The sequence below is a fragment of the Arthrobacter sp. YAF16 genome (assembly GCF_052113385.1).
GTDB lineage: Bacteria > Actinomycetota > Actinomycetes > Actinomycetales > Micrococcaceae > Arthrobacter.
The window spans coordinates 98,095-111,183 of sequence record NZ_JBFRDC010000003.1 but is presented as its reverse complement, the minus strand read 5'-3'; the positions used below and the strand labels follow the sequence as shown (position 1 = coordinate 111,183).

12 protein-coding genes and 1 riboswitch are annotated in these 13,089 nt (G+C 68.0%); of the genes, 5 read left to right on the top strand and 7 right to left on the bottom strand.

Annotated elements, in window-relative coordinates; genetic code table 11:
* Positions 1-258: 258 nt before the first annotated feature.
* From AB4Y91_RS09720 to AB4Y91_RS09700, 5 genes are all read left to right on the top strand, one after another.
* Positions 259-1,038, top strand: a complete 780-nt coding sequence (locus AB4Y91_RS09720) for a hypothetical protein (protein ID WP_441418275.1) — start codon at positions 259-261, stop codon at positions 1,036-1,038.
* An 86-nt stretch (positions 1,039-1,124) separates the two neighbouring features.
* Positions 1,125-1,859 (top strand): hypothetical protein, encoded by a 735-nt coding sequence (locus AB4Y91_RS09715; RefSeq protein ID WP_441418274.1) that lies wholly within the window; start codon positions 1,125-1,127, stop codon positions 1,857-1,859.
* Positions 1,856-2,596: a hypothetical protein gene (locus AB4Y91_RS09710; protein WP_441418273.1), complete on the top strand. Its 741-nt coding sequence runs from the start codon at positions 1,856-1,858 to the stop codon at positions 2,594-2,596. Before AB4Y91_RS09715 ends, AB4Y91_RS09710 begins: the two co-directional genes overlap by 4 nt.
* The gene (locus AB4Y91_RS09705; RefSeq protein ID WP_441418272.1) at positions 2,593-3,378 is read left to right on the top strand and encodes a hypothetical protein; all 786 of its coding nucleotides are present in this window, start codon (positions 2,593-2,595) and stop codon (positions 3,376-3,378) included. Before AB4Y91_RS09710 ends, AB4Y91_RS09705 begins: the two co-directional genes overlap by 4 nt.
* Positions 3,379-3,439: 61 nt before the next feature.
* Positions 3,440-4,165, top strand: coding sequence for a hypothetical protein (locus AB4Y91_RS09700; protein WP_441418271.1), 726 nt, complete (start codon positions 3,440-3,442; stop codon positions 4,163-4,165).
* Positions 4,166-4,383: 218 nt separating this feature from the next.
* On the opposite strand, the gene AB4Y91_RS09695 is transcribed toward AB4Y91_RS09700, so the two are convergent.
* The 7 genes from AB4Y91_RS09695 to AB4Y91_RS09665 form a co-directional block, all read right to left on the bottom strand.
* The gene (locus tag AB4Y91_RS09695; RefSeq protein WP_441418270.1) at positions 4,384-7,407 is read right to left on the bottom strand and encodes an alpha-mannosidase; all 3,024 of its coding nucleotides are present in this window, start codon (positions 7,405-7,407) and stop codon (positions 4,384-4,386) included.
* Positions 7,408-7,512: 105 nt separating this feature from the next.
* A complete protein-coding gene (gene fdhD, locus AB4Y91_RS09690) occupies positions 7,513-8,397 on the bottom strand; it encodes a formate dehydrogenase accessory sulfurtransferase FdhD (RefSeq protein WP_441418269.1) in 885 nt (294 codons plus the stop codon).
* A gap of 87 nt (positions 8,398-8,484) precedes the next feature.
* On the bottom strand, positions 8,485-9,990 hold the full coding sequence (locus AB4Y91_RS09685; protein ID WP_441418268.1) for a molybdopterin-binding protein: 1,506 nt from the start codon (positions 9,988-9,990) through the stop codon (positions 8,485-8,487).
* Positions 9,987-10,274, bottom strand: coding sequence for a DUF6457 domain-containing protein (locus tag AB4Y91_RS09680; RefSeq protein WP_349627252.1), 288 nt, complete (start codon positions 10,272-10,274; stop codon positions 9,987-9,989). The genes AB4Y91_RS09685 and AB4Y91_RS09680 overlap by 4 nt, the downstream gene beginning before the upstream one ends.
* Positions 10,258-10,968, bottom strand: a complete 711-nt coding sequence (gene mobA / locus AB4Y91_RS09675) for a molybdenum cofactor guanylyltransferase (RefSeq protein ID WP_441418267.1) — start codon at positions 10,966-10,968, stop codon at positions 10,258-10,260. Before mobA ends, AB4Y91_RS09680 begins: the two co-directional genes overlap by 17 nt.
* A 90-nt stretch (positions 10,969-11,058) precedes the next feature.
* Complete coding sequence (locus AB4Y91_RS09670) at positions 11,059-11,559, bottom strand: HNH endonuclease (protein ID WP_441418266.1); 501 nt, start codon at positions 11,557-11,559, stop codon at positions 11,059-11,061.
* A 244-nt stretch (positions 11,560-11,803) separates the two neighbouring features.
* Positions 11,804-12,568, bottom strand: coding sequence for an NlpC/P60 family protein (locus AB4Y91_RS09665; protein ID WP_441418265.1), 765 nt, complete (start codon positions 12,566-12,568; stop codon positions 11,804-11,806).
* A 263-nt stretch (positions 12,569-12,831) separates the two neighbouring features.
* Positions 12,832-12,990, bottom strand: a riboswitch (cyclic di-AMP (ydaO/yuaA leader).
* Positions 12,991-13,089 lie beyond the last annotated feature (99 nt).

Sequence of the window (13,089 nt, the reverse complement as noted above, 5' to 3'; positions counted from 1 at the left end):
TCCATTCTCTCACTGAGGCCCAAAACGGACGGCCGCAGGCAGCCGTCAGGGGCCGGAAATTCGTAGCAGATCCGCCGACATCCCGCCGGGCATAGAAGAACCCGCTGGTCCGGACTTGGGGGGTGTACGGACCAGCGGGTTCGAGCATCTAGCATAGTTGAATTGGGTCCCACGGCAAAATTGCCAGCGTCCCGGACCCTCGTGAGTGAAGACGCACAAACGGAAGCACGTGCGGACGCGCTGGAAAAGGAAACGCCCATGATCAGTGCCCTGCAATGGTTCGTCCTGGCTGTCTGTGCCCTGATCACCTTCCTCCGCCTGCCAGCGGCGCTGCGCGGAGAAAACCGCTCGCTCTTCGGCATTTTCCTGCTTGTCACGGTGGGCATGGTGCTGAGCATCCAGTGGAGCTACACGCTGATTGACGGTTTCCTGGGTTCCTACAACTACGCCAACCTGGCGCTGCGCTATGTGGTTTATGGAACCGTCCTGCTGGCCGGGTACAAGATTGTCAAGGGCTTTGAGAACACCCACAGCCTCCGCCTGCTCCTCGGCCCCGTGGGCCTGGCGGCGCTGGCAACCATCTGCCTCGCCACCGCAGTGCCGTTCCTGATGGCGAATACCGCCGGCACCTCAGTGGGACTGGCCACGCTGCCGGACCAGAGCGGCCCTAACCGCCAACTGATCGCCCTCTATACGACGGCCGGCCGGCTCTACCCGGCATACGTGGCGGCCTGCCTTCTGCCGGCGACCATCAAGGCCCTTCGATCCCGCCTGCCGGGGCTCGTTCGCGGCGGAGCGGCACTCCTGACGGCCGGATCCGCCGCCATGATCCTTCTGCCCATCAGCGACCTCCTGCCCCAGCGCCTGGCCTTCATCCAATACATCATCAGCTTGGTTGGGGTGCTCGGGCTGATGGTGGGCCTGTCCCTGATCTGGCTGGGAAGGGTGGCCGCGCGACGCGGCCCGCGAAACTGCCCGTCCTTGGCCGACGCGCACCGCGGGCAAGGTCAAGAAAAGATCGCGGCTGAAGAATTATGATGATGTGAGGGTTGCGGCACCGCGCTTCTCCGGCGGTGTAGCGGCCCAGCAGCTAAGTCCGCGCAAGACCCTGCAGAAAGTCATAGATGGCACTACCCGCCAAAGCGTTTCAACTCTGGCTCCATGGCGTTGCCCCGGCAATGAGCACCGCGGACATTTGCAGGATCTCCGGCGTCAAGCGCACCACTTTGGCACAGCAACTGGTGCGCGGCAAGGTCGCCGAAACCACCGTGGTGAGCATCAGCCGGGCCCTCGGCCTGAACCCCGCTGAATCGCTCGCCGACTTCAGCACGTACGCGGACCTGACCCGGCTTGCCCAGCCGCCCACCCCGGCGGAGCTCGTCAGCCAGGTCGCCACCATGGACCTGCTGCGGGCCGTCATTACCCGTTCCGCTCAGGACCACGAGAACGGCACTGGGACACTCCGCGTGCTCAGCCCGGCTCCGCACGCCACCTCGGTGCGAAACTGGGTGGACGCCATCGACGACGGCGAACTCCGCCACCGCGTTTCCGCCGCTACCGGCGTCGCCCCGCAGAACTATTCAGCCCAGCTGACCGCGAACCGGCTCTCGCCGGAACTTGCGGTGGCAACCTCGCGCGCCGGGGGCGTGGGCTTGACGGGCGGCCTCGTCGCGACGGGGCTCATCACCGAGGCCGAAGCCGGCTGGCCCGCGGATGCCCGGCAGTCCGCGCTGGATGCACTGTCCGACGGCGAGCTGGTTGCCTTGGCCGGTGAGCGGCTCCAAGCCCTGGGCAAGACACTCCGCCGCCAGGAGCAGGAGCAGGCGCAAGCCGAAAATATCTGGGAGAACCTCGGATGAACGTCGGCGCCCTGCAATGGAGCACCTTCGCAGTGTGCACCCTGGTGGTGCTCGCCCGGATCCCCGGTGCCCGGCGGGGTGAAAACCGGCCCGTCTTCTACGTCCTTGTCCTGATCATGTTGACCATCCTGCTGAGCATCGAGGGACCGTACCAAGCAATTGACCAGGTGCTGGGCGGTTTCAACATAGCGAATCTGGTGCTGCGTTTCTTTGGGTTCGCCGCGGTGTTCTTTCTAGGCCTCCAGCTCGCGAAAGGCTTCAGTGCCGACGATGCCCGGCGCTTCCTGACGGGTCCTTGGGGGATTGGTATGGCGCTACTGTCGTGCGCCGCCGTCACCATCCTGTTCTTGATGATGGACACGGCCGGGTCCTCCGCGGGACTTGCCGGGGTGGCGGCCAGAAGCAGCCGCAATGCCGTGCTGGCCGAGTACTACGGCGCCGCCGGAAGGCTCTATCCGGCCTTCGTCCTGCTGGCCCTGCTGCCCGCGCTGGCCAGGACGGCCATCGGCAGGCTCCCGCTGATTATCCGCGGCAGCGCCGTTGCCCTGGGCATCGGGTCCGTGGCCATCGCATTGACACTGGCATTCCCGATCATTCCGGCCGGGCTGTCCAGCTGGGAGTTTGTCATCAATTACACCGGCATTCTGTGCCTTGTGCTCGGGCTCGTTCTGATCTGGGTGGGGCGTCTGGCGGCCAAGCGTCCGCCGCGAAGCCGGACCCCCGGAGCAGATAGATGACCGCGGTCCTGCAGTGGTCGGCCTTGGCGATCTGCGGCGCCGTCGCCTTAGCCCGCGTCCCCGACGCCATCAAGGGCCGCAACCGGTCAATTGTTGGCGCCTTCCTCCTCTCGGCCGGCGCGATCCTGCTGAGCATCGATGGCCCGTACCTGGCCGTCGACGCGTGGCTTGGGAGCGCCAACTACGCAAACCTCATCTTGAGGTTTCTCGTATACGGGGCGGTGGCCTTGGCCGGCTACCGCACCGCGAAGGCCTTCGGTGACGGGAACGGCCTCCGCCGCGTCTCAGGGCCGTTGGGGCTGGCCGTGCTCGGCGCCATCGCAGTTGCCACTGCGGTTCTGTTCCTGCTGGCGGACACCACCGGCTCCTCCACCGGCCTCAACGGGCTGCCCCTGCGGAGCGCGGAAAACGCCCAGCTAATCGGACTGTACGCGACAGCGGGGAGGGTCTACCCCGCCTTCGTGGCAGCCTGCCTGGTGCCTGCTACGCTGCGTGCCGTCAGGGGGCGTTTGCCGGCCGCGATCCGGATCGGTGCCGGGCTCTTGTCCTTCGGGTACGCAGCACTGATTGCTGCGGCCCTGTTTCCGCTCTTTGCGCCAGGCTCATCCGGGGTCCAGGCGAAGATCAACTTCACCGCCGCGCTTGGCCTCAGCATTGGTCTGACCGTCATCTGGCTGGCGCGGGTCGCGGCAACCCGGCAGCGGCCGGAGAAAGCGGCGGGAAAAGCCCCGCGACTCCAGGGGTCATCAACTAAGGCTCCGGGTGAGATTAGACGCGACTAGGTGAGAGAGTTCAAGGGCCCGCGGCGCCGGGAGCCCAAGCCGGAGTGAGTAGGAGGTGGACATGCTTGAATGGGGAACGCTGATTATTTGCGGCCTGGTTCTGTTACTGCGTCTGCCGGATGCCCTGCGCGGTCGCAACAGGGCTGTGTTCGGGATCCTGTTCCTCGCCACCCTCTGCAGTCTGCTCAGCATCCCCGGACCCTACGCGGCGATCGATGGTGCGCTGGGGAGCTTGAACCTCACCAACCTGGTTCTGCGCTTCATTGTGTTCGGAATGGTCTTCCTGGTCGGGCTGCGCCTGGCCGCGGGGCTGGGCGCAACCCGCGCGAAGGAGCTGATCACCGGCCGCGCGGGACGCTGGGCGCTGGCAGCCGCGTGCCTGGCCGTCGGAGTGACGTTCTTCCTGATGGACACCCGGGGCTCTTCAGCCGGTCTTCAAGACATGACAGGCAGCGGGCGGAACGCCGTTCTCGCCCCGCTCTACGCGGCAGCCGGCCGCAGCTACCCCGCGTTTGTTTCGCTGCTCCTGCTCCCTTCACTGCGGGCAGCCATCAACGCAGCCCTGCCACGGCTGGTGCGGACCGGCGCCGCCTTGACCATGGTGGGAGCCGTGGCGGCCGTCGCGAGCGTGCCCGTGTCCTTCGCCCCGGAGTCATGGGATTTGCCCCGGCTGTTCGTGAACTACCTGGCGGTGCTGGGATACGTCCTGGGACTCCTCGCCTTCTGGTTCTCCGGGCAAAGCGGCCGCCCGCCACGTAACACTCCGGCAACGTTTCCTCAGTCGTGAGCCAGGGGATTCACAAAATCATTAGACCGTGAGATAATCATGAATGTGTGAAAACGCCGGCCAGCATCCGTGAATGGGGATTCAGTCTTACGGAACCTGGCGGGGCGTCCAAGCGCCATTGGGGGGATGAGTGGTAGCGGTCCGCAAGGACCGCTCCCACTCAGCCTGTTTAACGGGAATCAAGCTTCGGCTGGCCGCTCGACCCGGGCAAAGAAGGCTCAGCGCTGGAATCTCAGGGTCAGCAATTGGAACGGCCGCAGGACCAGCTCCGCGGAACCGTCCTGAATCGTTACGCCCGGTGCGTCCGCGGGACGTTCCAGGAGGTCCACGGTCCGCACCCCCGTGGCGGCGAATTGGGCCAAGACCGTGCCGGCGGAGCGCTCCCCCAGTGACTCGTAAAGGCGGACGATCACATCGCCGGAGCCGTCCTCCGCCAGTTTGACCGCCTCGATCACGAGGGCGGGATTGGAGACCGTGAACAGCGGCTCCGCGCCGCGGGCTCCCCTGACCACGCGCGGGGCGAGGTTGGTGCGGTAGCCCTCCTCGACGGCGTCGGCGATGCTGGCGCCGGGCCGCACGGTGACCGTCAGTTCGTGCCGGCCGCGGTCCGCGTCCGGATCCGGAAACTTGGGTGCCCGCAACAGCGAAACCCGGACGGTGGTGGTCGTCCCGCCGTCGTCCGCGCGGATCTTGCGGGTGACGTCGTGACCGTAGCTGGCGGCGTTCGAGACCGCGACGCCGTACCCGGGCTCGGCCACGTGGATCCACCGGTGTGCGCAGATCTCGAACTTGGCGGCCTCCCACGAGGTGTTGAGGTGGGTGGGCCGGAACACATGGCCGAACTGCGTCTCCGAGGCCGAGCGATCGGCCCGGACGTCGAGGGCGAAGCCGAGCTTAAGCAGCTTCTCACGTTCCTGCCAGTCCACCGCGGTGGAGATCGCCAGCGACGGCGCACCCGGTTCCAGCCGGATCCGCTGGGTCACGGCGGAGGTTCCGGCGAGCCGCTCCACCACGACGACGGCGGCCCCGCCGTCGCGTTCCAGCGTCACGGAGCGGGCCTCGGTCAGCGGGGTGACGTTGCGGCGGTAGAACGCGTCGATGTCCCAGGCGTCCCATTCGTTTGGGGTGTCCCGGTGCAGTTCGAGGAGATTGCCGAACTCCCCCGGCGCGATTGCTTCACGGCCGCTGGCGTGGTCCCGCAGCGAGACCAGGAGTCCGTCTGCGTTCACCACCGCGCGGATGATCCCGTTGTCCAGCACGTGGCCGCCGTCGGCATCCGTGGACTGCACGGGTGCGGCCGCGTTGACGGGCGTGGCGGCGGCGAGCGCCGGGACACCGCGGCGGGGGTGCGGGGCCGCGTTGAGCAGGAACTCCTGCTCGCCCTCTCCCAACACGGCCACGGCGGCGGCGGCGGTGATCGCCTCCAGCTCGCGGGCGACGGCGTCGTAGTTCCGCTCCGCGTCCTGGTGCACCCAGGCGATCGAGCTGCCGGGAAGGATGTCATGGAACTGCTGCAGCAGCACCAGCCGCCAGAGCCGCTTGAGCTCCGCCGCCGGGTACGCGGCGCCGGCTCGGATCGCGGCGGTGGCGCACCAGAGTTCCGCCTCCCGGAGGAGGTGCTCGCTGCGTCGGTTGCCCCGTTTAGTGTTGGCCTGGCTGGTATACGTGCCGCGGTGGAGTTCCAGGTACATCTCGCCCACCCAGACCGGGAGGCCCTGGTATTCCTCCTCGGCGCCGGCGAAGAACTCCGCGGCCGAGCCCAGCCGCACCTTCGGCGAACCTTCCAGGTCCGCGTTGCGCTGCGCCGCCGCCAGCATCTCCCGGGTGGGTCCGCCGCCGCCGTCGCCGTAGCCGAACGGGAGCAGGGACATGGTGCCGCGGCCGTGGTCCCGGTAGTTGCGTTCGGCGTGTGCCAGCTCCCGGGCGCTGATTTCGGAGCTGTAGGTGTCCACGGGCGGGAAGTGCGTGAAGAGCCGGGTGCCATCGATCCCTTCCCAGTGGAAGGTGTGGTGCGGCATCCGGTTGACCTGGTTCCAGGAAATCTTCTGGGTCAGGAACCAGCGGCTGCCGGCGGCCTTGACGATCTGCGGCAGCGCGGCGGAGTAGCCGAAGGTGTCCGGCAGCCACGCTTCCTGGCATTCGACGCCGAACTCGGCCAGGAAGAAGCTCTTGCCCTCCAGGAACTGGCGCGCCATGGCTTCGCCTCCCGGCATGTTGCTGTCCGATTCGACCCACATGCCCCCCACCGGGACGAACTGGCCGGTTTTGACCTTTTCCCGGATGCGCCCGAACAGCTCCGGGTAGTACTCCTTGATCCAGGCCAGCTGCTGCGCCGACGAGCAGGAAAAGACGAAGCTAGGGTCCTCGTCCATCAGCGCCACGACGTTGGAGAAGGTCCGCGCACACTTCCGGATGGTTTCCCGGACCGGCCACAGCCAGGCAGAGTCGATGTGAGCGTGGCCGGTGGCGACGAGTTGGTGGGCCGAGGCGTAGGCCGGCCGGGCGAGGACTTCGGCGAGCGCGGCACGGCCGTCGGCAGCGGTGCCGGGGACATCGTCCGGGTCCATGACGTCCAGCATCCGTTCCAGCGCACGGAGGATCTCGTGCCGTCGGGGCAGCTCCATGGGGAGTTCGTGCATCAGCCCGCTAAGCGTGGCAATGTCCTGGTGCAGTTCCCAGACGGCCTGGTTGAGCTCGGCGATGACGATCGGACCCAGCCGGTACTGCGGCTCGGTGCCGGCGGTCGCCTTATCGCCGTAAGGGGTAGCTGCGAAGGTCCAGCCCTGCGAGAGGTCGGGGTTCGCAGCGGCTTCGACGTAGAAGTCCACGGACATGCCGCTGCCCAGCAGCTTGAGGGGGATGTACTGGTTCCGCGGGGAGATCGCCTTGATTACCGATCCGTCGGCCCGCCAGGCCGTACCCTCGCACTGGAACCCGGGCAGGTCACCGCTGAAGCCGAGGTCCACCAGGATTTCGACGGCGGTGTCCGCGCGGCTGCCCCAGGAGTCGGGGACCTCGCCCTGGAGGCGCAGCCACTTGGTGCTCCATGGCTGTCCCCACGCCGCCCCTTGATCCTGCGGGACGAACGTCTGCCGCAGCGCATCCTGTACCGGGACCGGTTCCCCCGCGACGTCCCAGCTGCTCAGCGTGAGCGGGACCCGGCGCGGGTACACGGCGGGGATGATGCGTTCGCGCAGAAAGCGGTCCAGCCGGACTTCCGTGAGACGGCGGTCGTCGTGCAATGTGATCCTCTTCGCGCTGGTGCCGGTGTTGCCAAGTCGTGGTCGACCCCTGTGTCCAGTCGATGGATAAAATCTACGTCGGCCGCCTCGGTTAAGCCAACGTTGTTAAGCGGGGGCGCCGCTGGCCGATGACTGCCGCATGGACACGCGTTCGTTGCCGACGTAGACGTTCAAGGTGGTGCCACGGCTGAACCCGGCCAGGGTCATCCCGCTGTCCTCGGCGAGTTCGACGGCCAGGCTGGAGGGCGCGCTGACGGCGGCCAGCACCGGGATCCCGGCCAGCGAGGCTTTCTGCACCAGTTCGAAGGATGCCCGGCCGGAAACCTGGAGCACGGTCCCGCTCAAGGGCAGCAGGCCTTCGCGCAGCGCCCAGCCCACCACCTTGTCCACTGCGTTGTGCCGGCCCACATCCTCGCGCAGGCAGAGCAGCTCGGCCGAGCCGTCGTCGGCAATCCGGAAGAGTCCCGCCGCATGCACGCCGCCGGTGACGTCGAAAACGGCCTGGGCCTCCCGCAGCCGGTCCGGCAGCGAGGCGAGGGTCTCCACCGGCACGGTCAGCGGGTCCGCTGCCGGGCTGAAGTGCGAGGACTTGCGCACGGCGTCGATCGAGTCGGTACCGCAGATCCCGCAGGAGCTGGAGGTGAAGAAGTTTCGCCCCGTGTCCGGCCGGACGACGTCGGGGCGCAGCTGCGCTTCGACGACGTTGAAGGTCTGGACGCCGTCCTCGTCCTCGCCGGCGCAGAAACGCAGCGAGACGAGTTGATCCGGCGTCCAGATGACGCCCTCCGAGACCAGGAACCCGGCAACAAGGTCGAAGTCGTTGCCCGGGGTCCGCATCGTGACGGAAAAGGACAGATTGCCCAGCCGGATCTCAAGCGGCTCCTCGACCGCCAACACGTCCTCCCGGTGCCGGACCGGGAACTCGAGCGCCTGCGGCGAGCCGTCCAGGACAAATTTGTGCACCTTGCGGCGCTGTGTCACGCGGCCCATCGGATACTCCTCATCAGCGTTAAGTACGGGTTCGGCCGCCAGCTGCGGCGGCTCGCCCCTGAATCCATCATGAACTCTGTCCGGGCGTCAGCCAAGCAGACCGCTCCAGTCAACCGGACCCTCCGGTGCCGGCTTCCTGGCGGTGCGCTTGGTGGCCGGTTTGGCGGCAGCCTTCGCGGGGGCGGGCTCCGGAAGCGCGGCTCCCCACGGGAGGGCAAACGCTGGGACCGGCTCCCCCAGCTGGACGCCGTGCGGCGGGACCACCAGGATGCCGTCGGCCGCCGCCAGTCCCCGCATCATGCCCGGGCCGGTGTGCTGCGCCGGCGATGCCATCCCGTACAGCATACGGAACGGCATCAGCCTGGTCCGGCCGGGGTCGGGCTCGATCATGGTCCCGCACGGCACCTCGGTCACCGGCGGCGGCGTCCCGTGGCCCAGCGCGGCCAGCAGCGGGGCGCCAATCGTGGACAGCGCCATCATGGCGGCGAGCGGGTTCCCGGGGAGCCCGATGACGAAGCGCCCGTCCGGCAGTTCGGCCAGCACCGCGGGATGGCCCGGGCGCATGGCGATGCCATCAATCAGCAGCCTGCCGCCCAATTCCGCAACCGTGCGCCTGAGATGGTCAGTGCCGGAGCGGCCGGTGCCGCCTGTGGTGATCACGACGTCGGCCGGGAGTGTCTCGCCGGCCGACTCCGCGCCGCCCACCGGATCGTGAGCTGCGCCGGTGTCTTCGGTGTCTTCGAGCGCGGCGAGCCATTCGGCGTCGCTGTCCCCGATCTTGACCTCGCCCGCGCAGATTCCGCCGAGCATTTCCACGACGGCGCCGAGCTGCGGCCCGAACGTGTCCCGCACCTCCCCTGGCGCTGGGACGCCGGTGCTGACGACTTCGGCGCCGGTGAGCACCAGCCGCACCATCGCCTTGCCGAGGACCGGCAGGGCGTCGTGACCGGCGAGGGCGGCCAGGGCCAGGTGCGCGGGGTTGAGCACGGCGCCGGCCTTGATCAGCACCTCTCCGGCGGCGGCTTCCTCCGCGGCCTTGCGGATGTGTTCGCCGTTGCGGGGTTCCCCGGGCTTGGCGCCACCGCCCAGTTTCAGGACCGGCAGCCCGTCCTCGTCCGGGGCGATGACGCCGCTCTCGCTGCGGAGCACGGCTTTCGCACCCGGCGGGATCAGTCCTCCGGTGTTGATCGGGCTCGCCTGGTGCGGGGCCAGCCGCTGGCCCGGCTCGGCCAGGATCCACGGGCCGCTGCCGTTGACCGCCCAGCCGTCCATCGCGGAGGAGGCGTAGTGGGGCATGTCATGCAGTGCTGTCAGGTCCACGGCCAGCGTCCGGCCCAAGGCGTGCCGGAGCAGAATGGGCGAGGACGAGATGGGCACGGCGCAGTCGAAGGCCAGTTGCCGGGCTTCCTGCCAGCTGTGGGCGACATGCCGGTGCGGCGCCTCCGCGACGGCGGCGGCGCCGTCGTCGGCGTCATCGTCGTCGTGGGCGTTATTGTCGACGGAGGCGTCGGCATCCGGTGGCGCGGCGGACGGTTCGGACACGGAATCGTCGTCCTCGACGCCGCTGCTGCCGTCAGGGGGCTCCGGGGTCATGCCCCGGAAGCCTCGGCGGCGGCGTACTCCTTGGCGAGCTTCCGGGCCACGCCCATGGCGGCCTGCATTGACACGCTGTCCGGCGCCTGGCCGGATCCGGACGCCAGGCCGGCGGCGAAGCCGGCGATGAAGGTGGTCAGCGGCGCGGCCGGCCGGACGACGGAGTGGGCGGCCACACCGGCCAGCCCCAGCACTTCGTTGATGTCGATCTCGACATCTTCGAGCTCAAGGGCCTGGAGCAGCGCACGGCACCAGTCTTCAAGCGTTTCATCCTGGCTCTTCACCGTTTGCCTCCAAAGTTGAGTTGGGCCCCAGCGCCCCGGACTGGCCCGGACCGGGCGTGGACACCCCCATGGCGGAGGCGTCGTCCCAAGTGTCCACATCATCGGTGGAACCCGACGGAACCGGAACCTGCCGCAGCTCAAGACTAGCAAGGAGGGAGAACACTGAGCCCCCCTCGAGGGCGTTCCGCCGCGCCGCGTCGGCGACGGCGCGTTCTAGCGCGGCCGTGCCATAAAGTCCCACGAGGGGTTGCAGGCGGCCGTCCGCCGAAACGGCCACGAACCCGTCGACGGGGCCGGCCGCGGCGTCACCCGGGGCATTGGCGAGGACATCAGCCAGTGCGTCGAGCAAGGCGCGGACGGCGTCGGCCACGCGGGGCATGTCGCAGGCCAGCACGAGGGTCAGCGAGGCCGCGCCGGCTGCGGCGGGCTCGCCGCGCCCAACGGCGGCCAGGGCGGAAAGGCCGGCGGCAATCGCGGCGGCGGGTCCGCCAAACGGCGGGTCCTCGCGACAGCCGAGCACATCTGGTGGGAGGTCGCCGGGGTCGGGGCCGACGACGACGGTCCGGCGGGCGCCCCGGGCAGCCTGCAGTGACCGACTTAGCAGGGTGCCGCCGTCGACCGTCAGCCGGGCCTTGGGTACGCCGCCAAGCCTGGCGGACCGGCCCCCGGCGAGTACAACAGCGTCAAATTCCACCAGCCCAGCCTAGCCGCATCGGCCTCACCGCGGCCGGGTCAGCCCGCGACGCCGGTGCGCCTGCTCAGTGCGCCTGCCCGGTGCGCCTGCCTAGTGCGCCTTTTCGGGGAGCAGGAACGGATCCCAGGCGGGCGTCGGCTTCTCCAGTTCCTTGATCTGCCAGATCGTGCCCTTCGGCGGCCCGGGAACGAAGCCCAGTTTCCAGCCCATTTCGGCGGGCGTGTGGTCTCCCTTGGCGTTGTTGCAGCGCAGGCAGGCCGCCACCAGGTTCTCCCAGGAATCCGCCCCGCCCCGCGACTTGGGGTGGACATGGTCGATGGTGTGGGCAGCCTTGCCGCAGTAGGCGCAACGGTGGTTGTCCCTGCGGAGCACTCCCCTGCGGCTCACGGCCGTCAGGGTGTTGTAGCGCGGCCTGATGTACCGGTTAAGCAGGATCACCGTCGGTCGGCCGAGGATATCCTGCGGGCCCACCACGGGGTCATCCCCCTCGGCCACCACGCTGGCCTTCCCGGTCAGTACAAGCACCAGCGCCCGGCGGAAGGTGACTACCGCCAGCGGTTCATATCCAGCATTCAGAACGAGAGTGCGCATCCGCATACCTCTTCACGGCCGCACCCGCCAGGGGCACGAGGGCCGGCTGCCCTGTGCATGGTCGGGCTATGGATCGACACCACAAGAGTAAACACCGAACGCCCGGATTGCCGAATTTTTCTTTCCCCGGGCTTCCTGGCCGCGCCTCGGCGGTCGGGCGCGAACGAGCCGCAAACTGCAAAGGACCCCTGCCGCGAGGGCAGGGGTCCTTCACAAAGCTTCAGGCGTTAGACGCGCCTAAGTCCTAGCCGCCGACGCGGATGAAGACCGGGCCGGAGCCCACGTTGACGCTGTACAGCGCGGTGGTGCCGCCGTTCCAACCGCCATGGACGGCCATGCCGTTGCCGACGTAAACGGCGATGTGGGCCATGCCCATGCCGCCGTTCTGGTAGTAGGCGAGGTCGCCCGGCTGGGCCTCGGCGGCGCTCACGGTGCGGCCCAGGGACAGGTAACCCGCCGGCCAGCCGTGGTAGTGGACGCCGACTGCGGCCAGCGCGTTGGTGGCCAGCATGGTGCAGTCCTGGGAGACACCGATCTGTGCGTAGGCAGCAGCGGCGATCGAAGCGCCCATGCCGCTGACGGCGGCCGGAGCCTTGGTGGCCAGCGATGCGGTGACCGCGGTGCCGGTACCAGTTCCGGTACCGGTGACGGCGGTGTCCGCTTCCTGGACGTTGACGACGGGCTTGGCCGCCTCGACAACCGGAGCCGGCGCGGTGGTGACAGCAGGCTTCTCGTAGGAGATCGCGATGCTGGAGGCCGCGGAGATCGTGGCCGGTGCGTTGGACTGTACTTCCATGGCCGAAGCGGAAGTCGATTCACGCTGAACGTTGGTCTCGGCAGCGTTGGCTGCGATACCGCTGGTCAGGACCAGGCCGGAGGCTGCAGCGATAACCGCGGCCTGGCGACCCATACCACCGGCGTTGTCGCCGACGGCCTTAGCAATGACAGCCAGCGAGTTGGTCTTGGTGACCTCCGCGCGGTGGCGTGCAATGGTTGCACGAGTAGTCATTCAGTTCTCTCTTTCGTGATCCTTGGGTCCGCGCTGCTTGCAGGCGGGACTGAGGACGCTCCGGCATCTTGGGGGTACGCCGGATCGCCCCGAAACGGGTTTCTTAGCGAAGGGTGTACTGCGAAGACGCGCCAAAAGCGGGAACTGCGTTGTGTGATCCAGTCCGGGCGCCGGCAAGGGCGGCACGGAGCATGGAATTCAGCGGGCTCAACTGAGCCTCGCCAGCGCGAGAACGCGCAGCATTGTGGCGTGAAGACACGAAAGTAGCCTCTCCCAATGCCTACGAGGTGAGCTGTCGGATTCGGATGGGAGTCACCCGGCCGCGCTGCTTCCTGGGAAGCTTTGCGACTTAACCCCAAGGTCTTCTTGCGAAGACCAAAATTGGTTCCCCCGCCCCTGCCAGACGATGTCATGCGAACGGACCTTGAGCGGTGGCAGAGTTAGGCAATCCACTCAAGAGCGCCAACTTCGGAGAAGTTGGCGTGCTTCATACGGTACAGCAGTTGGGACTCAATGTCACA